Origin of the sequence: Gordonia sp. QH-12, assembly GCF_001578675.1 — a bacterium.
Taxonomy (GTDB): Bacteria; Actinomycetota; Actinomycetes; order Mycobacteriales; family Mycobacteriaceae; genus Gordonia; species Gordonia sihwensis.
In genome coordinates this window covers 1-23,289 of record NZ_KQ969300.1, presented here as the reverse complement: position 1 = coordinate 23,289, position 23,289 = coordinate 1, and the positions used below count along the sequence as shown (strand labels likewise).

The 23,289-nt window shown below is 70.1% G+C and carries 22 protein-coding genes and 1 riboswitch; of the genes, 9 read left to right on the top strand and 13 right to left on the bottom strand.

What is annotated here, in order from left to right; all coding sequences use genetic code 11:
* Positions 1-15: 15 nt before the first annotated feature.
* Positions 16-513, top strand: a complete 498-nt coding sequence (locus tag Y710_RS15470) for a flavin reductase family protein (RefSeq protein ID WP_062367848.1) — start codon at positions 16-18, stop codon at positions 511-513.
* Positions 514-560: 47 nt separating this feature from the next.
* Here the strand turns inward: Y710_RS15470 and Y710_RS15465 are convergent, their stop codons facing one another.
* Entirely contained in the window at positions 561-1,262 is a 702-nt protein-coding gene (locus Y710_RS15465; RefSeq protein ID WP_231875761.1) for a VOC family protein, read from the bottom strand.
* A gap of 80 nt (positions 1,263-1,342) precedes the next feature.
* Here Y710_RS15465 and Y710_RS15460 point away from each other — a divergent pair, with 80 nt between their 5' ends.
* Together Y710_RS15460 and Y710_RS15455 are read left to right on the top strand one after the other, a co-directional pair.
* A complete protein-coding gene (locus Y710_RS15460) occupies positions 1,343-3,109 on the top strand; it encodes an alpha/beta hydrolase (protein WP_062367846.1) in 1,767 nt (588 codons plus the stop codon).
* A 60-nt stretch (positions 3,110-3,169) separates the two neighbouring features.
* On the top strand, positions 3,170-4,033 hold the full coding sequence (locus tag Y710_RS15455) for a crotonase/enoyl-CoA hydratase family protein (RefSeq protein WP_051999595.1): 864 nt from the start codon (positions 3,170-3,172) through the stop codon (positions 4,031-4,033).
* Positions 4,034-4,054: 21 nt separating this feature from the next.
* Here the strand turns inward: Y710_RS15455 and Y710_RS15450 are convergent, their stop codons facing one another.
* The 3 genes from Y710_RS15450 to Y710_RS15440 form a co-directional block, all read right to left on the bottom strand.
* A complete protein-coding gene (locus Y710_RS15450) occupies positions 4,055-4,339 on the bottom strand; it encodes a hypothetical protein (protein WP_006894968.1) in 285 nt (94 codons plus the stop codon).
* Between the two features lie 2 nt (positions 4,340-4,341).
* The gene (locus Y710_RS15445; RefSeq protein ID WP_006894967.1) at positions 4,342-5,142 is read right to left on the bottom strand and encodes an adenylate/guanylate cyclase domain-containing protein; all 801 of its coding nucleotides are present in this window, start codon (positions 5,140-5,142) and stop codon (positions 4,342-4,344) included.
* Positions 5,143-5,223: 81 nt separating this feature from the next.
* Positions 5,224-5,505 carry a hypothetical protein gene (locus tag Y710_RS15440; protein WP_006894965.1) on the bottom strand — a complete coding sequence of 94 codons (282 nt, stop codon included), beginning with the start codon at positions 5,503-5,505 and terminating at the stop codon, positions 5,224-5,226.
* Positions 5,506-5,677: 172 nt separating this feature from the next.
* Here Y710_RS15440 and Y710_RS15435 point away from each other — a divergent pair, with 172 nt between their 5' ends.
* On the top strand, positions 5,678-6,022 hold the full coding sequence (locus Y710_RS15435; RefSeq protein WP_006894962.1) for an RNA polymerase-binding protein RbpA: 345 nt from the start codon (positions 5,678-5,680) through the stop codon (positions 6,020-6,022).
* 84 nt (positions 6,023-6,106) lie between these two features.
* Here the strand turns inward: Y710_RS15435 and Y710_RS15430 are convergent, their stop codons facing one another.
* The 5 genes from Y710_RS15430 to cobN all read right to left on the bottom strand — a co-directional run bounded on the left by Y710_RS15430 (position 6,107) and on the right by cobN (position 14,442).
* On the bottom strand, positions 6,107-6,883 hold the full coding sequence (locus Y710_RS15430; protein WP_045537362.1) for a polyprenol monophosphomannose synthase: 777 nt from the start codon (positions 6,881-6,883) through the stop codon (positions 6,107-6,109).
* On the bottom strand, positions 6,864-8,426 hold the full coding sequence (gene lnt / locus Y710_RS15425) for an apolipoprotein N-acyltransferase (RefSeq protein ID WP_231650054.1): 1,563 nt from the start codon (positions 8,424-8,426) through the stop codon (positions 6,864-6,866). The genes Y710_RS15430 and lnt overlap by 20 nt, the downstream gene beginning before the upstream one ends.
* A 53-nt stretch (positions 8,427-8,479) precedes the next feature.
* The gene (locus Y710_RS15420; RefSeq protein WP_062367845.1) at positions 8,480-10,096 is read right to left on the bottom strand and encodes an amidohydrolase; all 1,617 of its coding nucleotides are present in this window, start codon (positions 10,094-10,096) and stop codon (positions 8,480-8,482) included.
* Between the two features lie 64 nt (positions 10,097-10,160).
* The gene (locus tag Y710_RS15415) at positions 10,161-10,700 is read right to left on the bottom strand and encodes an FxsA family protein (RefSeq protein ID WP_045537368.1); all 540 of its coding nucleotides are present in this window, start codon (positions 10,698-10,700) and stop codon (positions 10,161-10,163) included.
* 106 nt (positions 10,701-10,806) lie between these two features.
* Positions 10,807-14,442: a cobaltochelatase subunit CobN gene (gene cobN / locus Y710_RS15410; RefSeq protein WP_062367844.1), complete on the bottom strand. Its 3,636-nt coding sequence runs from the start codon at positions 14,440-14,442 to the stop codon at positions 10,807-10,809.
* Positions 14,443-14,525: 83 nt separating this feature from the next.
* Positions 14,526-14,606: riboswitch (cobalamin riboswitch) on the bottom strand.
* 43 nt (positions 14,607-14,649) lie between these two features.
* Here cobN and cobG point away from each other — a divergent pair.
* The 3 genes from cobG to Y710_RS15395 all read left to right on the top strand — a co-directional run bounded on the left by cobG (position 14,650) and on the right by Y710_RS15395 (position 18,044).
* Positions 14,650-15,822: a precorrin-3B synthase gene (gene cobG / locus Y710_RS15405; protein ID WP_045537372.1), complete on the top strand. Its 1,173-nt coding sequence runs from the start codon at positions 14,650-14,652 to the stop codon at positions 15,820-15,822.
* 72 nt (positions 15,823-15,894) lie between these two features.
* The gene (locus Y710_RS15400) at positions 15,895-16,518 is read left to right on the top strand and encodes a precorrin-8X methylmutase (protein ID WP_006894954.1); all 624 of its coding nucleotides are present in this window, start codon (positions 15,895-15,897) and stop codon (positions 16,516-16,518) included.
* Positions 16,519-16,529: 11 nt separating this feature from the next.
* Positions 16,530-18,044, top strand: coding sequence for a precorrin-2 C(20)-methyltransferase (locus tag Y710_RS15395; protein WP_062367863.1), 1,515 nt, complete (start codon positions 16,530-16,532; stop codon positions 18,042-18,044).
* Here Y710_RS15395 and Y710_RS15390 read toward each other — a convergent pair.
* The 4 genes from Y710_RS15390 to Y710_RS15375 are packed head-to-tail and all read right to left on the bottom strand — an operon-like array spanning position 18,041 to position 21,546.
* Positions 18,041-18,805, bottom strand: a complete 765-nt coding sequence (locus Y710_RS15390; protein WP_062367843.1) for a cobalt-precorrin-6A reductase — start codon at positions 18,803-18,805, stop codon at positions 18,041-18,043. The two genes, Y710_RS15395 and Y710_RS15390, sit on opposite strands and share 4 nt — an antisense overlap.
* Positions 18,798-19,571, bottom strand: a complete 774-nt coding sequence (gene cobM / locus Y710_RS15385) for a precorrin-4 C(11)-methyltransferase (protein WP_006894951.1) — start codon at positions 19,569-19,571, stop codon at positions 18,798-18,800. The genes Y710_RS15390 and cobM overlap by 8 nt, the downstream gene beginning before the upstream one ends.
* On the bottom strand, positions 19,568-20,812 hold the full coding sequence (locus Y710_RS15380) for a bifunctional cobalt-precorrin-7 (C(5))-methyltransferase/cobalt-precorrin-6B (C(15))-methyltransferase (RefSeq protein WP_045537378.1): 1,245 nt from the start codon (positions 20,810-20,812) through the stop codon (positions 19,568-19,570). Before Y710_RS15380 ends, cobM begins: the two co-directional genes overlap by 4 nt.
* Entirely contained in the window at positions 20,809-21,546 is a 738-nt protein-coding gene (locus tag Y710_RS15375; RefSeq protein WP_006894948.1) for a decaprenylphospho-beta-D-erythro-pentofuranosid-2-ulose 2-reductase, read from the bottom strand. The genes Y710_RS15380 and Y710_RS15375 overlap by 4 nt, the downstream gene beginning before the upstream one ends.
* Before the next feature lie 92 nt (positions 21,547-21,638).
* Between Y710_RS15375 and Y710_RS15370 the strand changes: the two genes are divergently transcribed.
* Together Y710_RS15370 and Y710_RS15365 are read left to right on the top strand one after the other, a co-directional pair.
* Entirely contained in the window at positions 21,639-22,055 is a 417-nt protein-coding gene (locus Y710_RS15370) for a TIGR03618 family F420-dependent PPOX class oxidoreductase (protein ID WP_006894947.1), read from the top strand.
* A 692-nt stretch (positions 22,056-22,747) separates the two neighbouring features.
* The coding region (locus Y710_RS15365; RefSeq protein WP_156479456.1) for a DUF222 domain-containing protein at positions 22,748-23,289 on the top strand (542 nt) is incomplete at its 3' end.

Genomic DNA, 23,289 nt, shown 5'->3' with positions numbered 1-23,289 from the left:
GGGAGGACTCTGGTGATGACCACCGCGTTCGAAACCGAGCCGACGTTGCGGGCAACCATGGCCCGCTACCCCACCGGGTTGGTCACCGTGGCCGCCGTCGATGCGGACGGACCGTTCGGCCTGATCGCGAGTTCGTTCACCTCGGTGTCACTGGACCCGCCGTTGGTGTCGGTCAACATCGCTGCGACGTCGACCACGCTCCCGCGGCTCTCGGCTGTGCCGCAGTGGGGAGTGAGCGTGCTCGCCGCGGACCAGCCGCCGGTGGCCGACGCCTTCCGTCGAGCGGCTCCGCGCAGATTCGACGGTCTTGGTTGGCGCCGTGAGGCCGGCGGCGCCGTTCTGCTCGACGGAGCCGCCGCAGTGTTCGTCACCCGGCCGCGGCAGATCGTCACCGCGGGCGACCATGTGATCGCGGTGCTCGCCGTCGATCGACATTCCGGTGACCCGACTGTCGATCCGCTGGTCTTCTACCGGAGCCGGTGGCACCGCGTGTCCGCGCTCGAAGCGGACTGAGCCTTCGGCGCGGAAGTCGCTGCTGCTGGCTGACTACTGCGCGATGCCTACTGCTCGATGAGCAGGGTGGCCGTGCCCAGTGCCGGTTCCCGGACGGTGCATACGCGAGTGCCTCCCTTGCGGCCGGTGCGGACATCGCTGACTTCGAGGCCGGCGCCCGCCAGGCGATGCCGTTCGGCGACGATGTCGTCGGTGCGCCAGGCCAGTCCCATGAGTCCGAGGCGGTCGCCGGCGTCCGGGGCTCCGGCGACGACCTCGATCACGACGGTGCGTGTCCGGAAGAAGAGCTGGCACATCCCGTCGCCGAGCTCGCGGACGAGGCGCAGGTTGATCCCGAGCCGGCCGCCGAGGAGCGCGACGGCCCGGTCGGCATCGGGCGCGGTGAGGACGATGTGGTCGAGCATCCGGCCGGTGGGCCGGACCTGCGGGCCGGCGGTGATGCGCAGCGGCGAGGCGCCGACGATCGCCGCAGCGCCGTCCGTATCGTCCAGGGTCAGGCCCCGCCGACGCAGGAGCGCTGCGGCACCGTCGTAATCGGCGACAGTCAAGTCGACCGTCGGTTCGACGGCGTGCGCGTCGGCGTCGGTCCGCCCGTCCCGGAGTGCGACCGTCGCATTCGACGCCGCCCAGCGCAGCCCCTCGGATTCACCCAGGAGAAGGTCGTACATCCGCGACGCGGCGTCGAGATCGGCCACCGGCAGGCTCACGTGGACGTCGGCGATGGACAGCGGATCAGGGATCGAGTTCACGAAACCATCGTGGCACACGCGATCTCGGCACTCCTGCTTCTAAAGTGAGGGGTCACATCAGGCACATGGAAGGCAGGCTCATGGCCGCTGAAGAACCGACCGACGCGCCGCCTGCGACCGAAGCCGACGCCGTCGAAGAGACCCGCGCCGACGCCGCGCACGCCGGCGATGCGGAATCGGACGCCTCGTCTCCGAACGCCGTGGTGCGTCTGTGGTCGCGGTACTCCAGACGATTGTCGTATGGCGGTCTGGTCGTCGCGACGGTCCTGCTGTGGCTGTCGGTGACACCGTCGCTGCTGCCGCGCGGACCCCTGTTCCAAGGCCTCGTCAGCGCCGCTGCCGCCGCGATCGGCTACGCGATCGGAGCCTTCTTCACATGGCTGGCTCGATACCTGGTGTCCCGTCGAGAACCCTGGCCGCGTCCGCGCGGATGGTGGTGGGTGGGACTCACGATCGTCTTCCTCGCAGGCACCGTCTTCATGCTCTACTGGTATCACCGCTGGCAGGAGGAACTGCGTGACCTGATGGGCGTGGAACACCTCAACTGGACCGCGTACCCGATCATCGTGGTGGTGGCGGTGGTGGTCTTCGGGGTCCTGCTCGGCGTCGGGCAGGCGTGGGGTGCGCTGCTGCGGATGCTCGCGCGCCGCATGAGCCGGCGCATCCCACCCCGGATCGCCGGGATCACCGCGGCGACGGTGATGGTCGTCGTGAGCGTCCTGATCCTCAACGGCGCGGTCGCCGACTACGGCATGTCGGCGTTGAACAACTCCTTCGCGGCGCTGAACAATGAGACCAATCCCGATTCGGCTCCCCCGACCTCCACACTGCGTTCCGGCGGACCGGAGTCGGTGGTCAGCTGGGCGAGCCTGGGCCGCATGGGTCGCACCTTCGTCTCGACCGGCCCGACGGTCGCCGAACTCGAGGCGTTCAACAAGGCGCCGGCGAAAGAACCCATCCGGGTCTACGCCGGGCTCGATTCGGCGGACTCGATCCAAGACAGCGCTGAACTGGCGGCCCAGGAACTGGTCCGGACGGGCGGTCTGCAGCGCAAACTGATCGGCATCGCTGGGTCGACGGGCACCGGCTGGGTCAATCAGGCCAACCTCGACTCCCTGGAGTACATGTACAACGGCGACACCGCGATGGTGTCCATGCAGTATTCGATGCTGCCGAGCTGGCTCTCGTTCCTCGTCGACCAGGAGCGCGCGCGCCAGGCCGGACGCGCGCTGTTCGAGGCGGTCGACCGGCTGGTGCGGCGTATCCCCGAGGCGCAACGGCCCAAGGTCGTGGTCTTCGGCGAGAGCCTCGGATCGTTCGGCGCCGAGGCCCCGTTCGGCTCTGTCGCGACGATGAGCGCCCGGACCGACGGCGCCCTGCTGACCGGCCCCACGTTCAGCAACCAGACGTGGGTGGACACCACCGCCGACCGTGACGCCGGTACCCCGGAAGTGCTGCCGATCTTCAATGACGGTGAGCAGGTCCGATTCATCAACACGGCCAAGGACCTCGACCGCCCGGCCGGTGTGGAATGGGACCGCGGTCGCATCGTCTACCTACAGCACGCGTCCGATCCCATCTCGTGGTGGAATCCGGATCTCGTGCTCAACAAGCCCGACTGGCTCAAGGAGCCCCGTGGCTCCGACGTGCTCTCAGCGGTGAACTGGATCCCGTTCGTCACCTTCCTGCAGGTCGCCGCCGATATGGCGGTGGCCGTCGACGTCCCAGACGGACACGGTCACAACTATCTGCGAGAGATCCCGACGGCGTGGGCAGCGATCCTCACCCCCGAAGGGTGGACCGATCAGAAGACCGCCGAACTGCTGCCGCGGCTGCATCGCGACTGACGACTGCCGGATCCACCCGGGGTTACTCATGAGTAACCCCGGGTGGGTAGCATCGGGTCCGTGACTCAGGACAAGACTCTCACGGACTCCCCCGCATACCGGACGCATCCCTACAAGGCGTTCGAGGTGACCGTCGCCGATCACGTCGCCGAGGTGACGCTCATCGGCCCCAGCAAGGGCAACGCTCAGGGCCCCGACTTCTGGGCCGAGTCCGCCCCGCTGTTCGAGGCGATCGACGCGGACCCGGATGTGCGCGCAGTGGTGCTCTCCGGATCGGGCAAGCACTTCTCGTTCGGCCTCGACCTGCCCGCGATGATGGGCGACTTCGGCAAGGTGCTGGCCCCGGATGCGAAGGCCGGTCCGCGCACTGAGTTCCACCACACCATCAAGCGCATGCAGCGGGCCATCGACGCCGTCGCCGACTGCCGCAAGCCGGTCGTCGCCGCGATCTCGGGCTGGTGCATCGGCGGTGCCGTCGACCTGATCAGCGCCGCCGACATCCGGGTGGCCAGCGCCGACGCGAAGTTCAGCGTGCGCGAAGTCAAGGTCGCCATCGTCGCGGACATGGGCTCGCTCGCCCGGCTGCCGCTGATCATCGGCGAAGGTCACACCCGTGAACTCGCGCTGACCGGCAAGGACATCGATGCCGCTCGCGCAGAGAAGATCGGTCTCGTCAGCGACGTGTACGACGACAAGGACGCCACCCTTGCCGCCGCGCGGGGGATCGCGGCCGAGATCGCGGCCAACGCTCCCCTCGTAGTGCAGGGCGTCAAGGATGTCCTCGATCACAGCCGGAGCGCGCGCGTCGACGACAGCCTCCGCTACGTCGCGGCGTGGAACGCGGCCTTCCTGCCGAGCGACGATCTCACCGAGGCGGTCACCGCCGTCTTCGAGAAGCGTCCGCCGAACTTCCGCGGGCAGTGACGCCGTCGCCGGGCACCCGGATCACCGGCTGCCCGGCGGGCGGGGTATGGCACTCGTGAGATGCCATGCGCCGCACACACATTCGTATGACCGAAGGCTGGGGCGACCTCGAGAGTTGCGAGCCACCGCCAGGATCGCGCCGGTCACCGCCGCCTGCGACGGATAGGCGATCTTCTCCGGCGTCGGACAGGCGAACTGCACGCGGGGCACCTGGCGCCTGCGCTTGCGCGGACGCGCATTCGCCGCCGCGGTCCGCGATTCGATGCGCCGGTAGAACTCTTCCAGCTCGTCGTCGTCGAAGGGCATCGTCAGTACCGCGGAACGACGCGGAACACCTGGAGTTCGCGCGGTACGCCCTTGGCCTTGAACCGCTTGCGGCGGAGCACATAGTCATCGGGATCGAGCTGGTCGAGGGCGGACTCGCTCGCATACACCTCGCCACCGCCCGCCGCATCGCAGACCCGCGCCGCGATGTTCACGTCCACACCGAGGAAATCCGAACCGACCGCTCGCGGGGTGCCGGTGTGCAGCCCGGCGCGCAGAGCCGGCCGGAAGCCGCCGACTACGATCGCGCTCACCGCACCCACCGCCTCGTGAGCTGCGGCGATAGCCTCCCCCGGATCGAGGAAGACTGCCATCGTGCCGTCGCCGAGCGTTTTCACCACCTGGCCGCCGTGCGCCCTGATCACCTCCTCGCACGCAGCGTTGACGGCGGTCAACAACTCCAGCACCTGGTCGTCTCCGGCGCGCAGCGCCCAGGACGAGAAGCCGACGAGGTCGGTGAAGAGAATCGTGGCCGGGATCGGACCGGCCGGGTCGGGGCGTCTGCGTTCGATGAGCGACTGCCAGACGGCCACCGAGGCCAGACCGAGTTCCCGGATCGCGCTGGGACGGTCGGGCCGCACGTCGTTGAGGAGGCGGGCGACCCGGTCGGAGGTGCGGTCGCCGGACGGGAGTCGGCCGTCCACCGGCGCGAGCCTGCGCGCGATCTGAGCGGCCCGAACAGCCGCCTGGCTCTCATCGGTGCGCGCGAGCAGTTCCCCCGCCCGGTGAAGAGGACGCACGGAGACGACGTCGGGGGCCGAGTCGTCGCGCCGTTCGTCGTTCACTCTGACGATCTTAACGGCGTTCGCGCGCGCCGCCGGCTCCGGAAGTCCGTGACCTGCCTCTCCCGGCTCGGCAGCCGGCGATCAACGCAACCGTTCGGCCTCACTCGCCAGCCGCAGGACCTCGGCGGCCAGGTCGGTCAGCGTCTGACGATCGGCCTTCTCCCCGAGTGCGGTCGACAAGTCCTCCGCAGCGCAGCGGAGCGCGAACATCCGGTCTCCGAGGTCTTCGGCCTCCGCGTGGCTGAGGATGATCGCATCCTCGGGAATAGAGGTGCCCTCGAGGAGCGTTCTCTGTTCGTAGGCGCGCTGCCGGCACGACCGCTTGCAGTACTTGCGTCTGCGCCCCCGCTCCGAATCCACCATCTGACGACCGCACCAGGCGCATGCGTACGGGCGGCGACGAGACTGCGGTTCGTTCGCAGGGCTTTCGGGAGCCGGGGATTCGGACACATCACGACGGTACCGTGGAACGCCGTCCACGTCGTGGACCGCGTAGAATGGACACCGTCACCCGACCGTTTGAGAGGAAGACTTCATGGCTGATCGAGTCCTGCGTGGTAGCCGGCTCGGGGCGGTGAGCTACGAGACCGACCGTGATCACGACCTCGCGCCGCGTCGGCTCGTCCAGTACCGCACCGACAACGGTGAGATCTTCGACATCCCGTTCGCCGACGATGCGGAGATCCCCGCGACGTGGCCGTGCAAGAACGGCATGGAGGGCAAGCTCCTCGAAGGCGGCGTGCCCGAGGAGAAGAAGGGCAAGCCGCCGCGCACGCACTGGGACATGCTCCTGGAGCGCCGCTCCGAAGAGGAACTCGAGGTGCTGCTGGCCGAGCGTCTGGACCTGCTCAAGCAGCGCCGGCGCGGCGGCTCGGCATAACCGCGACGCAATACGACGTCAGCCCCCGGAGAAATCGATTCTCCGGGGGCTGATTCGTTTCCGGGTGCGAGCCCGTGCCGAATACTAGCGTCCGCGGAGCCTGTCGAGGCGGCCGCGGATTCCCCACCGGGCGACGTTGAGGAACGATTCCGCGATCACGCCGCCGTCCATCTTCGACTCGCCGATCTCGCGTTCGGTGAAGGTGATCGGCACCTCACGGATCGTGAAGCCGTTCTGCAGCGAGCGCCACGCGAGGTCGATCTGGAAGCAGTAGCCCGCCGACTCCACCTGATCGAGACCGATCTTCTCCAGCACCTCTCGGCGGAAAGCGCGGTAACCGGCGGTGATGTCTTTGACCTTGGCGCCGAGCGCCAGCCGCGCATACGTGTTGGCGCCCTTGGAGAGGAGCTCGCGGCGCTTGGGCCAGTTCACCAGCTCGCCGCCGGGAACGTATCGCGAACCGATCACCAGGTCGGCGCCCTCATTGATGCCCTCCAGCAGCCGGAACAACTGCTCGGGAGCGTGACTGCCGTCGGCGTCCATCTCGACGATGACCGCGTAGTCACGCTCCAGACCCCACGCGAATCCGGCCAGATAGGCCTTGCCCAGACCGTCCTTGACGGTGCGATGCATGACGTGAATGCGGGCCGCCGGGTCGTCCGCTGCGAGCCGGTCGGCGACCTCGCCCGTGCCGTCCGGGCTGGAGTCGTCGACCACCAGCACGTGAATGCCCTGCTGAGCGGTCAACAGGCGACCGACGATGTGTGGCAGGTTCTCGCGCTCGTTGAAGGTCGGGATCACCACGAGGGCGCCCTCGCCGTTCGCCCCGACGATGCGCGATTCAGGTTGCCTGCTGGCCATCGTGCTCCTTCTTCGTGGCCGGTCCCCTCCGACCGGCGAACACATCGAGGCTAATGCGTCCGCGCAGCGCGTACAAAAATGCCACCACCGTGGCGAGGATCGCGAGCCGCTGCGGCCAGGGGCCGAGCCTGACGGCGAGGGTCTGCCCGGACCGCAACTCCATGCGGGCCTGCAGGACGTCGGGTGTGAAGATCTCGCTCTCGGCGATCAGCGAACCGTCCGGCGCGATGAGCGCGCTGACTCCGCTGGTGGCCGCCACGACGACGCTGCGACCCGTCTCCACGGCACGGACCTGCGACATCGCCAGCTGCTGGTAGGTCATGTCGGTCTTGCCGAAGGTCGCATTGTTGGTCGGCACGAACAGGATCTGTGCGCCTTCGCGAACCGATTGCGCGGGTGCGCGGTCGAAAGCCACCTCCCAGCAGGTCGACACGCCCATCACCACGTCTCCGTGACGGGTGTGCGCGGTGAGGACCGCGGGTCCCGTGCCCGGCCGGAAGTCGCCGGCTCGATCGGCGTACGACGAGAAGATCCGGAAGAAGCTGCGCCACGGGAGGTATTCGCCGAAGGGCTGGACGATGTGCTTGTCGTACCGTCCCGAGGGCTGGTCGTCGGCGAATCCGCCGTGTTCGCCCCAGAGCAGCACGGTATTGGTGGTGCCGCCGCCGTCGAGGGGAATCCAGGTGCCGAAGGCCACCGGGGCGCCCACCGCCGTGACGGCCGCCCGGATGCTCTCGGCGGAGTCCCGGTACACCGTCGGAGGCGCGTCGGCCGCGTTCTCCGGCCACAGCACCAGGTCGGGCCTGCTGCGCCGGCCGGAGTCGATCTCGGCGGCGAGCCCGAGCGTCTCCCGGACGTGATTGTCGAGGACGGCGCGGCGCTGGGTGTCGAAATCGAGGCCCAGTCTCGGCACGTTTCCCTGCACGGCGGCGATGTCGCTGGTGCCGGCCGGCGACGTCAGCGGGCTTCCGATGCGCGACAGCGCCGCACCGGCGGCCAGGGGCACGACCACCGCCGCGATCGCCAGAGCGGCACCCGCCGATCGGGCGGTCCTGGTCGGTCGATGCAGGAGCCTGCCGATGACCTCCACCGCGGAGGCCCCGGTGAGCGCGATCACGAAGGCGACGCCGGGAACGCCGATCACCGACGTGAGCGGCAGGTACCAGCCGTCCACCTGGCTGAAGGCGGTACGCCCCCAGGGAAAGCCCCCGAAGGGGAAGGCGGAGCGGACGGCTTCGACGGTGACCCAGCTGAGTGCGAACCACAGCGGCCGCGCGCGCAGCCGCATGGTGACCGCCGCAAGAGCGCCGAAGAGCGCGAGATAGCCGGCCATCACGGCGGCGAGCGCGAGCCACGGCAGTGGTCCGACGTACTCCCCGATCCACGGCAGCAGCGGGACGAAGAAGGCGAGGCCGAAGACGAAGCCGGACCCAGCGCAGCTCTTCACCGACGGGCGGCCGACCGTCATGACGGCGTACAGCAGCCCCAGTGAGACGGGCGCCAGCCACCACACATGGTGCAGAGGCGGAAACGACGCGTACATCAGGCCGCCGGCCGCCGCGGCGACCGGGACCCGCTGCCACCAACGGACGGCGGTCACGCGCGACGGAAGATGGTCCGGCCTCCGGCGACGGTCTCGACGCACTCGGGCAGTCGAGCTCCCGGTGCCACATCCGGCAGGGCCGGCACCCGCGAGCGCGGATCGGTGGACCACCGCTGCACGTTCTCGGTGGCCGCTGCGACCACGAGTTCGTCCACCTCCCACACGGCGTAGTGCGCGGGCGCACCGGGGACCAGCGTTCCGGTGAGGCCGTCGTTGACCCCGCCGGCGCGCCAGCCGCCCCGGGTGCACGCCGCGAAGGCGGCGCGCGGCGAGATCGAACTCGAGGCCGTGCGATGGTGCGCCGCGGCCCGGACGGTGGACCACGGGTCGATGTCGCACACCGGGGAGTCGCTGGAGAAGGCGAGGGACACTCCGGCCTTCGCCAGCATCGCGAAATCGTTCAACCCGGTACCCCGATCGCCGAGGCGCGTGGCGTACAGATCCTCGGTGCCTCCCCATGCGGCGTCGAACAGCGGCTGCATGCTCGCGACGGCGCCGCACCGGGCGAAGATCTCGGCCTGGGCGCGGGTGACCATCTCCGCGTGTTCGAGACGGTGAACGCACCGCGCCAGGGCCGGTGTGCCGAGTTCGGCCGCCAACACCTCCATCGCCTGAGCGACGGCGGCCGCGGCGGCGTCACCGATCATGTGGAAGCCGGCCTGCACGCGGGCCTCGGTGGTGGCGCGCAGGTGATCGAGGATCACCTGCTCGGAGAGGTAGCTGACACCGCTGGTGCTCGACCAGTCGCTGTAGGGCTCGCACAGCCAGGCGGTGTGGGAGCCGAGCGCGCCGTCGACGAACAGGTCGCCGCCGATGGCATCGGCCCCGGTGCGGTCGAGGATGTGCCGCACCTCGTCGACGCACGACGCCGCCTCGCCCCAGTACCGCCGCACGCCGACCCCGTGGTCGAGGTCGGCGAGCGACCGGAAGTCGTCGAGCCCGCTGATGTCGGGGCCGCCGTTCTCGTGGACGGCGACCACACCGCGGGCGGCCGCGTGGTCGAGGGCCCGCAACTGGGCGCGCCTGCGCGCGGTGGCACCGATCAGATTGCGCGCTGTGGTGCGGACCCGGTGGTGCGCGTCCGCGACGAGCGGCTGTTCGGGCGAGTACCCGTGCTCGGACTCGAGTCCCGGAACCAGGCGGCGCAGCCCCGACGACGCCGCGGCCGAATGCTCATCGATCCGGGCGAGGTACACGGCGCGGCCGCCGGCGACGGCGTCGAGGTCGGACGTGGTCGGCGGCGAGTCCTGGCCCGGCTCGTCACTCGACCACGCCGATGCGTCCCAGCCGAGCCCCCAGACGAGGTCCTCATCGTGCTCGGAGAGGTACTCGGCCAGCATCCGCAGGCATTCCGAGCGGCTGGCGGCTCCGGACAGGTTGAGGCCGCCGAGCGCGATGCCGGTGTCGGTGAGATGAACATGGCAGTCGACGAACGCGGGGCTGACGAACCGTCCCTGCAGATCGATCACGTGCGCGTCCGGGTGCAGGGCCCGGCCGACGTCGTCGGTCCCTACCCATACGACCGTCCCGTCGGTCACCGCCATCGCGGTGGCGTCGGGTACCGCCGGCGAGGAGTAGACCATGCCTCCGAGGAGCAGCTGCGTCGTCACGCCGTCATTCTCCCAGACGGGTCTTCTGCCGCGCCGGTCGCGGTTCGCCAAGGTGACGGACTACTCAGTCGCGGCGGGTCGGCGGCAGCGACGGTAGGTCGGCGTGAACCGAGCCGTCCGGGTTGCGCACCGTGGTGTCCACGACCACGCCTTCGACCGTCCCGTCGACGTAACCGTGCCCGCCGAACCCGAAGCCTCGGCCGCCGGCGGGCCGGCCCCCGAGGTCGATCACCGTCATCCGGCCGGCCATCGCCGTGGCTCTGCGGGCAGCGGTGGCGGCGACCACCGGTCGCAGCAGGCGGCGCGCCGGCGGAGTCATCAGCAACAGTCCGACGATCGTCGACACGATCCCGGGAAGGATCATGAGCGTGGCGGTGACCGCGAACAGAGCGGAGTCGGTGATCGGGCGGCCCGCGCCGATCTCGTTCCGCATCGCCTTGCGCATGTCGGTGCCCAAGGTGCGGGCTCGGCGCCCGAGCACCGCGAACCCCACGCCGGCGGCGAGCACGGTGATGAGGAATGCCCAGGCGAATCCGAGGAAGTGCGCCATCGCCCAGAAGGCCGCGATCTCGGCGATCACATAGCCGACGAACAGGTATCGCATGTCAGGTCCTCTCTGCGCCGGTGCAGTCACCGGCGCTCACACAGAGTTCAACGAACGAGGACCCGGTTTTGCTCCCCCGCTGCTCAGCGACCTCGGCGCAGGCGGCTCACTCCTGTTCCGAGCGCGCCTCGATGTCGCCCTCGGCTTCGAGGTACACGCGGCGGAGTTCGGTCAGCATGTCGGCGGGTGGCTCGTGCCACATCTTCCGCTCCACCGCCTCGAGAAGCCTTTCGGTGATGCCGTGCAGGGCCCAGGGGTTGGCCGCATCGAGGAACTCGCGGTTGGTCTCGTCGAGCACGTACTGCTCGGTGAGCTGCTGGTACATCCAGTCGGCCACCACATCGGTGGTGGCGTCGTATCCGAAGAGGTAGTCGACGGTGGCGGCCATCTCGAAGGCCCCCTTGTATCCGTGCCTGCGCATTGCCGCGAGCCAGCGCGGGTTGACCACCCGAGCGCGGAACACGCGGGAGGTCTCTTCGTGCAGGGTGCGGGTGCGTACCGAGTCCGGGCGCGTGGAATCGCCGATGTAGGCCTCCGGTGCGGTGCCGGTGAGCGCCCGCACGGTGGCGACCATCCCGCCGTGGTACTGGAAGTAGTCGTCCGAATCGGCGATGTCGTGTTCGCGGGTGTCGGTGTTCTTCGCCGCCACCGCGATGCGTCGGTACGCGGCCCGCATGTCCTCGACGGCGGCGACTCCGTCGAGACCGCGGCCGTAGGCATAGCCGCCCCACTCGGTGTAGACCGCGGCCAAGTCCTCGTCGGTGCGCCACTGCTTGGAGTCGATGAGCTGCAACAGGCCGGCGCCGTACGTGCCGGGCCGCGAGCCGAAGACGCGCGTGGTGGCGCGGCGGGCGTCCCCGTGTTCGGCGATCGCGGCCCGAGCGTGCGCGGCGACGTAATTCTGCTCGTCCGGCTCGTCGGCGTCGGCCGCGAGCTGCACGGCATCGTCCATCATCGCCACGACGTGGGAGAACGCGTCGCGGAAGAAGCCGGAGATCCGCACCGTCACGTCGATCCTCGGGCGGCCGAGTTCGGCGAGCGGCACGAGCTCCAGATCGACCACGCGGCGCGAGCCCTCGTCCCACACCGGCGTGACGCCCAGCAGCGCCAGGACCTCCCCGATGTCGTCGCCGGAGGTACGCATGGCGCTGGTCCCCCACACCGAGAGCCCGACGGACTCCGGGTACTCGCCGTGGTCGGCGAGATAGCGTTCGAGAAGCGAATCAGCCATCGCCCGACCGGTCTCGGCGGCCAGCTGCGACGGGACGGCCTTCGGGTCGACGGAGTAGAAGTTGCGACCCGTGGGGAGCACGTTGATCAGGCCTCGCAGCGGCGATCCGCTCGGACCGGCCGGGATGAACCCGCCGGCGAGCGCATGCAGGACCCGGTCCGTCTCGCACGTGGTCTGGCGCAGTCGCGGGATCACCTCGTCCCCGGCGAAGGCCAGGATCCGGTGCACGTCGTCGGGTTGGCCGTCGGCCGCGGCCGCGACGGCCTCGGGGGTCCAGCCCCCCTCGGCGCAGGTGCTGACCAATCGCCTGGCTGTCGCCTCCACTCGGTCGACCTCCCCGCGCGCCGAGGCGTTCTCGGTGAGTCCGAGGGCCTCGCGCAGTCCGGGCAGCGTCTGCGAGCCGCCCCAGAGCTGGCGGGCGCGCAGCATCGCGAGCACGAGGTCGATCTCCATCTCGCCGTCTGGCGCCTGCCCGAGGACGTGCAGGCCGTCGCGGATGGAGGCGTCCTTGATCTCGCAGAGCCATCCGTCCACGTGCAGCAGCATGTCGTCGAAGACGTCCTCGTCGGGCCGCTCGGAGAGCCCGAGGTCCTGGTCCATCTTGGCCGCGGTCAGCAGTGTCCAGATCTGTTGCCGGATGGCGGGGAGTTTGGCCGGGTCGAGCGCCGAGATGTTGGCGTGCTCGTCGAGCAGTTGCTCGAGACGGTTGATGTCGCCGTACGTCTCGGCTCGCGCCATCGGCGGGATGAGGTGATCCACCAGGACCGCGTGCGCGCGCCGCTTGGCCTGCGTTCCCTCGCCGGGGTCGTTGACGAGGAACGGGTAGATCAGCGGCAGATCGCCCAGCGCCGCGTCGGTGCCGCAATCGGCCGAGAGCGCCACCATCTTGCCGGGCAGCCACTCCAGATTGCCGTGTTTTCCGATGTGCACCACGGCGTCGGCTCCGAAGCCCCAGCCGTCCCGATCGGGTCGCGACGCGAGCCACCGGTAGCTGGCGAGATAGTGGTGCGAGGGCGGAAGGTCCGGATCGTGGTAGATCGCGACCGGGTTCTCACCGAACCCGCGGGGCGGCTGCACCAGCAGCACGATGTTCCCGAAGACCATCGCAGCGATCACGATCTCGCCGTCGGGGTCGTGAGAGCGGTCCACGAACAGTTCGCCCGGAGGCGGACCCCAGTGCTCGACGACGTCGGAGCGCAACTGCTCCGGCAGCGTCTGGAACCACCGCGAGTAGTCGGCGGCGCCGACGCGGATCGGGTTCGCCGCGAGCGCCTCCTCGGTGAGCCAGTCGGCGTCCTGCCCGCCGGCGTCGATCAGCGCGTGCATCAGGGCGTCCGGATCGTCGTCGTCGGGCCGTGATCCCAAGCCCGGGACGGCCGCGTCGCCGCCGGCCGGACCGATGTCGTAGCCCGCATCCCGGAGGGCGCGCAGCACTCCGACCAGGCTGCGCGGTGTGTCGAGACCGACCGCGTTGCCGATGCGGGCGTGCTTGGTGGGGTACGCCGACAGCAGCAGGGCCACCTTCTTCTCCGCCGGTGTCACGTGCCGCAGCCGCGCATGGGCGACGGCGATGCCGGCGACGCGCGCGCATCGTTCGGGGTCGGGTGCGTAGAACGGGAGCCCGTTGTCGTCGAATTCCTTGAAGGAGAAGGGTGCGGTGATGATGCGGCCGTCGAACTCGGGCACGGCCACCTGGCTGGCGACGTCGAGTGGGGTCAGACCGTCGTCGTTGGCTGCCCAGTCGGACCGGGAACTGGTGGAGCAGAGCCCCTGCAGGATCGGGATGTCGAGCGCGGCGAGGCGCTCGACGTTCCAGGATTCGTCGTCGCCGCCGGCCGAGGCGAGCGCCGGCGTCGACCCGCCCGCGGCCAGCACCGTCACCACGAGCGCGTCGTATTCGGCGAAATGCTCGATCAGTTCATCGGGTGCGCTGCGCAGGGAGGCGCAGAAGACTCCGGTGGCGCGGGCCCCGTGGGCCTCGATCGCATCGCAGAGGGCGGCGACGTAGTCGGTGTTGCCCGCGAGATGCTGGGCGCGGTAGTACAGCACCGCCACCGCGGGCGCGTCGTCCGGGACGGCGGCCGCCGGCCGCTCGAGTACCCCCCAGTCCGGTGTCTGCGTCGGGCTGTCGAAGCCGAGCCCGGTGAGCAGCACGGTGTCGGAGAGGAAGTTGTGCACCGCGAGGAGGTTCTCGCGGCCGCCGGCCACGAAGTACGCGTGCGCCTGCGCGGCGACGCCGGCCGGCACCGTCGACAGTGCCATCAGATCCGGATCCGGATTGTGCTCCCCCGACAGCACGACCACCGGCGCCCGGCCGGCGAGGACCGCTGCCAGCCCGTCCTCCCACACCTGCTTTCCGCCGAGCAGCCGGACGACCACCAGGTCGGCGCCGTCGAGCAGGCCGGGCAGATCGTCGATCAGCGTGCGGGCCGGATTCGCGACCCGGAAGTCGGCACCGCAGGTGGCGGCCGTGCGCAGGTCGGTGTCGGAAGTGGAGAACAGGGTGATCACGGTGATACTCCTCGCCGGGAGTGCGCGCCCGGCGTCGTACGGTCACATCGGCCCGGTGGACCGAAGGTCGCCTGACGCTGCGGGTCTGACTCAGGACACACGCCGGCAGTGGCGGGCGGTGTCCCACACAGTGGCGCGACCGTGCCGGACTCGAACCGGCTTCCGCGCGGGCAGGCTGGGCTTCACTGTAGGCCATATCCTGGAGGGGTGAACAAACCCGCCGACCGCTGTCCCGGCGTCTTCCGCACCCATCCGGCCGACGACGGCCGGCTGGCCCGGATCCGGTTGTCGGGCGGGCAGGTGGAACCGGCCGCGCTGGAGGCGCTGGCCCTGGCCGCCGAGGAGTTCGGCGACGGCCACATCGAGATCACCGTCCGCGCGAACCTGCAGGTGCGCGGGATCGCCGACGACCGCGTGGACGCCTTCGCCGACCGCATCCTGGCGGCCGGACTCGCCACCGACCGGGCTCACGACCGCGTCCGGAACATCGTGGTGTCGCCTCTGAGCGGTCGGATCGGCGGTCTGGCCGATGTCCGGCCCGCTGCTCGCGAACTGGAGGCCGAACTGCATCGGCATCAGTGGACCCGCGACCTCTCGGGCCGGTTCTGGTTCGGCTTCGACGACGGCCGCGGTGACGTCACGGTCCGCGACGTCGACGTGCTCGGCGCGGCCGTGAGTCCCGACGAGGCGGCGATCCATCTCGGCGGCGTCCCGACCGGCCGGGTGGTGCCGCTGCCCGAACTGCCCGCCGCGATGGTCGCCGCCGCGGCGTCGTTCCACGAGCACCGTGCCGACGAGTGGCGGATCCGGGAACTCGACGATCGGGCCCGCGCTGCGGTGTCGGACGCCGTGGCGGGCTTCGGGCGTCTGGCACCGACCGAAGCCGCGGCCTCCGCGAATGGCGGCCGGCCGGACGTCCGAGAGCCCATCGTCGGATGGTTCGAGCAATCGGACGGACGGGTGCTGCTCGGTGCCGTCACCGAGTTCGGCCGGCTCTCGGCACGGCAGGCGCAGTTCGCCGCCGCCATCGGCACGCCGATCCTCATCACGCCCGAGCGCGAGATCCTGATTCCCGACCTCACCGAGGCCGTGGCCGAGACCGTGGTGCGCGTGCTCGCCCCGCTCGGGTTCATCTTCGATTCGGCCAGTCCGTGGACGAGATTCAGCGCATGCACCGGCTCGCCCGGATGCGGTCGGTCGCATGCCGACGTCCGCGGCGACCTGCTCGCGCACCTCGGTGCCCCGGATGCGGCGCCCGGTCGCGAACGCGAGCATTGGCTCGGCTGCGACCGCGGGTGCGGATCCCCGAACGGTCCGCACGTCCGGCGGATCGCCACGGGCGACGGCTACCGCACCGACCGTCGCGTCCCGGGCGGCTGATTCTCACCGGCACGGCGCGGGGCCGTACCGGGTCCACCGCCGCCGCCTCGGGTGCGTAATCTTGGGCACACCATGACCGAGTATGTCCGCGACGGAGCCGAGATCTACCGTCAGTCGTTTGCCATGATCCGCGCCGAATCCGATCTGACGGGCTTTCCCGCCGACCTCGAGCCGGTGGTGGTCCGGATGATCCACGCGTCCGGACAGACCGACCTCACCGACGACGTGGTGGCGACCCCGGGAGTGGTGACGGCCGCTCGCGCCGCCTTGGCAGCGGGCGGGCCGATCCTCTGCGACACCAACATGGTCGCGTCGGGTATCACGCGGCTGCGGCTTCCCGCCGACAATGCGGTCCGCTGTCACCTCAAGGAGCCGGGGATCGCCGATCTCGCCGAGCGGATCGGCAACACTCGGACCGCCGCGGCGCTGCAGTACTGGCGCGACGACCTGGACCGCGCCGTGGTCGCGATCGGCAACGCTCCCACCGCGTTGTTCGCGCTCCTCGACCTGATCGACCAGGGCTGGCCTCGTCCGGCCGCGATCGTCGGCGCACCGGTGGGCTTCGTCGGGGCCGCCGAATCATGTGCGGCGCTCGCCGAACGCACTGATCTGGAGTTCATCACCGTCACCGGCCGACGCGGCGGCTCGGCGATCACCGCGGCCGCGGTCAACGCTCTCGCGAGCACGGCGGAATGAGCGGTCCGGTGATGTCGACGACGGGAGCGGACTCCGCTGTGAACGGAAAACTGTGGGGTGTCGGCCTGGGGCCGGGCGACTCCGAACTGGTGACGGTGAAGGCTGCGCGGATCATCGGCGAGGCCGACGTGATCGCGTATCACTGTGCACGGCACGGTAATTCGATTGCCCGCTCGGTCGCGGAACCGTATCTGCGCGAAGGCCAGATCGAAGAACGGCTGATGTACCCGCTCACCGTGGAGACCACCGATCATCCCGGCGGCTACGCGGGCGCGATGGCCGACTTCTACGCCGAGAGTGCCGAACTCCTCGCCGGGCACCTGGCCGCCGGACGCGATGTGGCGCTGCTCGCCGAGGGCGACCCGCTGTTCTTCAGCTCGTACATGCACATGCACAAGCGGCTCGTCGACCGGTTCGAGGCGCAGATCATTCCCGGGGTGACGTCGGTGAATGCGGCGTCCGCGGCGCTCGGCATCCCGCTCGTCGAAGGCGAGGAGACGCTGACGGTCCTGCCCGGAACCGCCGAGGCCGGCGAGCTGATCGCGCATTTCCGGTCCGGCGAGGCCTTGGCGATCATGAAACTCGGCCGCACCTTCGTGAAGGTGCGCGACGCTCTGGCCGCCGCCGGGCGTCTCGACGAGGCCTGGTACGTCGAAAGGGCGTCCACCGACCGCCAGCGCGTGGAGCGCGTGGCCGACGTCGACCCGTCGTCGGTGCCCTATTTCTCCCTGATCGTGGTACCCGGGCGACGCAACAATCCGCTCGCCGCGGGAGGCGACCGTCCGCGCGGTGAAGTGGTGGTGGTCGGCCTCGGTCCCGGACCGGTGGACCAGACGACGCCGCAGGTGGCCGCGGAGTTGGCGGCGGCGACCGATTTCGTCGGATACAAGACCTACCTGAACCGGGTGGTGGCGCGCCCCGGACAGCGGGTCCACGCCAGTGACAATCGAGTCGAGGCCGAACGCGCGGAGTTCGCCCTCGACCTGGCCTCGCGCGGCGCCAGGGTGGCCGTCGTGTCGTCGGGCGATCCGGGGGTGTTCGCCATGGCGACTGCGGTGGCGGAGGCTGCTGCGGAGGAACGGTGGGCGCATGTGCCGGTGCGAGTGACGCCGGGGGTGAGCGCCGCGCACGCGGTGGCGGCCGCTGTCGGTGCGCCGATCGGCCACGACTTCGCCGTGATCTCCCTGTCGAACCTGCTCAAGCCCGGATCGGTCATCGAGGAGCGGCTCCGGCACGCGATCGCCGCCGACCTGGTGATCGCGATCTACAATCCGGCGTCGCCGAAACGCGTGGAGCAGATCAAACGTCTCAAGGAACTCCTGACCGAACTGGTTCCGGCCGACCGCGTGGTGATCGCGGGCCGTGACGTGGGCGGCCCGGGACAGCGCCTGACGGTGACCACGGCCGCGGACTTCGATCCGGCGACAGTCGACATGCGCACGCTGTTGATCATCGGCTCGTCGATGACCACCCTCGCCCGCAGGCCGGGCGGCGACCTCGTGTACACCCCGCGGCGCTACGCCTAGCGGATCTCTCCTCGGCCGGCCGGCCCGGACAGCCAGTCGAGGGCCTCGCTCGGGGTGTCGACGCGCGCGATCCCGTCGGGTTCCGCGGGACGGTCGACGACGATCACCTCGACACCGAGCCGCGCGGCGGCGCGGAGTTTGGCGACGGTCATCTCTCCCCCGCTGTTCTTCGTGACCAGCACGTCGATGCGGTGCTCGCGCAGCAGCGCCGTCTCATCGGCGAGACGGTACGGGCCGCGGGAGCGGAGAACCCGGTGATGCGGCGGCAGCGGCCCCTCGGGCGGATCCACCACCCGAATCAGGAACCACGCGTCGTCGATCTCCGCGAACTCGGACACGTCCTGTCTTCCGGTGGTGAGGAATACCCGGCTCCCGCCCCTCTCGGCGACCGCGGTCGCGGCGGCGGCGATGTCGGGCACGCGCGTCCAGCGCTCGCCGGCCCCGGGTGACCACGGCGGTCGTGCGAGGCGCAGATATCCGACCCCGGTCCGTTCCGCCGCCGCGACGGCGTTCGGCGTGATTCTGGCGGCGAACGGGTGCGTCGCGTCGACGATCGCGGTTATTGCGGCCTCGCCGATCCACGCGGCGAGACCGTCGACGCCGCCGAAGCCGCCGACGCGCACCCCACCGACCGGCAGACGCGGATCGGCGACTCTGCCCGCGAGGGAGGTGACGACCGGAACACCGGACTCATCGAGCAGGCGTGCGAGTTCGCGCGCCTCGCCGGTTCCGCCCAGGATCAGCACGGACGGCTCAGGCATGGCGGTCCTCACGCAGCTTCGTCATCCGGGCATGCGAGTAGAGATAGCTGTCGGTGCCGGCGGGATGCGTCCGGGCGTCCAAGACGCGCCCGACGAAGATCACGGCGGTCTTGGTGATGCGCGCCGCCGACAGTTCCGCGGGCAGTTCGTCGAGCCGGCAGCGCACGATCCGCTGATCGGGGCGCGAGGCGTACGCGACCGTCGCCGTCGGGCAGTCGGCGCCGTAGTGCGGCGCCAGTTCGGCGACGATCTGCTCGGTGCGGTGTGCGGCGAGGTGGAGGGCGAGAGTGACGCCGCTGCGAGCCAGGGAACCGAGGTCCTCCCCCGGCGGCATATCGGTCGAGAGCGTCGAGACGCGCGTCACCATCAGACTCTGCCCCACTCCCGGGACGGTGAGCTCAGTGTCGAGGGCGGCCGCCGCCGCCGCGAACGCGGGCACCCCGGGAATCAGTTCGTAGGCGATGCCCAGTTCGCGCAGACCGCGCTGCTGCTCGGTCAACGCCGAGTACAGGGCGAGATCGCCGGAGTGGAGTCGGGCCACGTCGTGACCGGCGGCGTCGGCGCGTGCGAGTCTGCTCAGGATCTCCGTCAACGGCATTCGCGCGGTGTTCACGATCTCGGCACCGTCGGGCAGACGACCGAGGAGTTCGTCCGGCACCAGCGATCCCGCGTACAGGCACACCGTGCATCGACTGAGGATCTCGGCGCCGCGAACCGTGATGAGGTCGGCGGCCCCCGGGCCGGCGCCGATGAAGTAGACGGTCATGTGTCCTCCCGCGCGGCGTCGTCTTTCACCGCGACCCATTGGACGATCGGCAGAGCGGGTCGCCACGCCGTGAGGCGGCCCAGTGGTGCGGCACGTTCCACGGACAGGCGGGTGAGGCTCCCCCCGTACCGCTCCTGCGCGTCGATGAACAAGTGCTGGGTCTCGATCGCGACCGCGTTTCCGACGATGCGTCCGCCAGGCATCAGCGCATCCCAGGCGGTGTCGAGGACGTCGCGGTCGACGCCGCCCCCGAGGAAGACCGCGTCGGGGTCGGCGGCTCCGGCCAGCGCCTCGGGCACCGCGCCGGCCAGCGTGAGCCGGTGACCGACGCCGAGCTTCTCGGCATTGCGTCGCAGGGCGGCGGCCCGGAGCCGGTCGGCCTCGAAGGCGACGGCCCGGCCGTCGCGCGTGCACCGCAGCCACTCGATACCGATGCTTCCGGCGCCCGCGCCGACGTCCCACAGCAGTTGTCCGGCGGCGGGAGCCAGGGCCGAGACAGAGAGTGCCCGCACGGTCTGTTTCGTCAGCTGGCCGTCGTGCTCGTACGCCTCGTCGGGCAGTCCCGGGCAGTGCGACGAACTCGGGCCCACACAGTCGAGCGCGGTGATGTTCAGTGGCGCGCACGGGCGGTCGTCCCATGAGCGAGCCAGTCCGGTCCGGACGGCCTGCGTCGCGGCTCCGAGATTCTCGAGCACACTCATCGTGGTCCAGCCGTACCCGTGCGCCCGGCACAGCTCCGCGATTTCGGCCGGTGTGGAGCCGTCTCTGGACAGGACCAGAAGGCGGATGCCGTCGCCGAGTTCGGGAACCACCGCCGAGGCGGGTGCGGTGACTGTGCTGACGATGGTGGTGGATGCCAGGTCCCAGCCCAGTTCGGCGGCCGCGAGCGAGACGCTCGACGGTGCCGGGACGATGGTGACGCGGTCGCGACCGACCTGTCGGACGATGGTGGAGCCGATGCCGTGGAACATCGGATCACCGCTGGCCAGCACGTGAATCGTGCCATGTGCCGAACTGTCGCGCAGCACTTCGCGCAGGTGCTCGGACATCGGCGAACGCCAGGGCACGGTGTCCGCGGTGAGGTGTTCGGCGACCAGGTCGAGTTGGCGCGCCGAACCGTACACCGTCGTCGCCTCGTCCAGCGCTGCTCGGGCGCGGGCGCTCAGTCCGCTCCATCCGTCGGCTCCGATTCCCACCACGACGAAGCGGGCGGGCTGCTTCGCCTCGGACTCTCCCGTCATCGCGGCAGCCTCCGCCAGACGGGGCGGGGAAGCAGGCGCATGCCGAAGAAGATGGGCCGGAGCACACCGGGGATCCACACCTCGCCTCTTCCCTTGCGATAGGCCTTGGCGACGGCGTCGGCGACCTGATCCGCGGTCCTGGCGAAGGGAGCGGGCTCGACTCCGGAGGCCATCAGCTCGCGTGTCATCGCACCGACCACGAATCCGGGCCGCGCGAGGAGGAGGCGGACGCCGGAACCGTGCAGCGCGTCGGCCAGCCCGCTCGCGAAGCCGTCGAGCCCGGCCTTGGTGGAGCCGTACACGTAGTTCGCGCGGCGCACGCGGACACCGGCGACCGACGAGAACACGATGATCGTGCCCGACCCCTGGCGTCGCAGGGCCACCGCGAGAGGAGTCATCACGCTTATCTGCGCGTAGTAGTCGGTGTGGGCGATCTGCAAGGCGTGGGCCACATCGGTCTCCGACCGGGCCGCGTCGCCGAGAATCCCGAACGCCACGATCGCGACGTCCACCCGGGCACCGTCGCGGAACAGCGATTCGACGAGTGCGGTATGCGAGGCGATGTCGTCGGCGTCGAACGCCACGGTGTCGACCGCGGTCGCGCCCGCCGACAGCAATGTCTGCGTCTCACCGGCCAGGTCGTCGGGTCGGCGCGCGGCGAGGACCACGCGATTTCCCTCGGCCAGGCGCGCCGCCGTCGCCACCCCTATCTCGCTGCGTCCACCGAAGACCACGATCGTTCCCACCGGACCAGTATCGCCGGTGCTGCCGGACCGCGACGCGGCCGGGTCGATGACGGCGCGACGTCGCCGATACCGTGGGGACCATGAGCCGAACCGTCGCCGAACTGTCCGCCGAAGCCGCCCAGATGCTGTCCGAGTACCACCTCGCGACGCTGGCGACCACCCGAGCCGACGGAACGCCGCATGTGGTGGCAGTCGGCTTCACCTTCGACGGCGACGCGCAGAAGGCACGGGTGATCACCTTCGAGGGCTCGCAGAAGGTGCGCAACGCCGATCGGGGCGGATACGCGGCGCTGACGCACGTGGACGGCCCACGGTGGCTGACCCTCGAGGGTCCGGTGACCGTCCGCCGCGATCCGGTCTCCGTGGCCGACGCCGAGGCACGGTACGCGGCTCGCTACCGGACTCCGAAGCCGAATCCCCGCCGCGTCGTGATTGAGATGGACATCGCGCGCGTGCTCGGGTCGGCCGGAATGTTCGGCACTGCTGCTGCCGGATGAGTCGCGGGCCGAGGTCACGGAGACCTCGATGACGCGAGGTCTTCCCCGAAGATGCGGGGACCGGCGCCGCGCTGCGTCAGATGCAGGGCGCGGACCATGTTGGTGCGTTCGTCCTTCGGGATCGCGATACCGTCGCCGGCCAGGACCGCGCGGGCCGCGGCGACAGCATCAAGCGGGTCGGACTTGCCCCTTGATTCGTTTCTTGTCCTTGCCGCCGCCGTACACTTCGGCCACCGACAGCCCTGCCGCCTGGAGCACGCTGGTGATTCCCCGCCCGTAGCTGCTGGTGCATTCCACCCCGACGGCACTGACGTCGTGACCATCGAGGCACGAAGTCACCGCCCGGTACCCGGCCGAGGTCGCCGGGAACTCTCGCCTCGGCCGGCTCGCCGCCGACCGAGGTGATGACTGCGACGGCGCTCGGCGGGCGGCGGCGGTCAGACAAGACATCGGTTAGGCAACCGGCCAAGCTCCTGATCAGGTCATGGCCACCGCCGCTCGTGAACATTCGACGCCCCACACCGACCGGACAGACCAATTCGTGGACAACCCAGCAGGGAGTCAGTCGTACCCGGAGTCACGACCGTCGTGGAACTACCAACCATCATCAATGTCATACCCCGTTGGTAGAGTTCTGGTAGGTCAAGAAAACATGGTGTGAACAGCTGAAACACTCGGGGGAGGTGACAGCGATGACCGATCCGATCACCGATTCGATCGCCACTGTCGTCGCCACCGGCGCGCTGCCGGCGCGGCCCGCCGAACTACTCGCCCTGATCGATGCCGCGGCGGTCAAACTCGCCGAGACCTCCCTGTCGCCGGAGACCGAACCGGACCTGTTGGCGCACACACAGACCGCCGAACGCATCCGGCGACGCTGGGACGGCGTTTCGTCCAGATTGTTGGTGGAGGTCTCCGACCGCAACGCGCACCGCACCGCCGGCTACCTGAAGCCACACCAATACCTGTCACAAGGGCTGCGGCTGGGAACCCGCGAGGCCGGCCGACGGCTGCGGATGGCCGAGACCATCGGCGAGTTCTCCAACTTCCAAGGTGAAACGCTGCCGCCACGGAAGCCCGCCACCGCCGCGGCAGTGGCGGCCGGGACCGTCGGCGCAGAACACGCACTGGTGATCTCCGCGGTGCTGGCGAAAGTGCCCGGCTGCATCTCACCGGAAGTCAAAGCCCGCGCGGAGGCGGAGTTGGCCGAGGCTGCCGTCGGGTTGAATCCGGA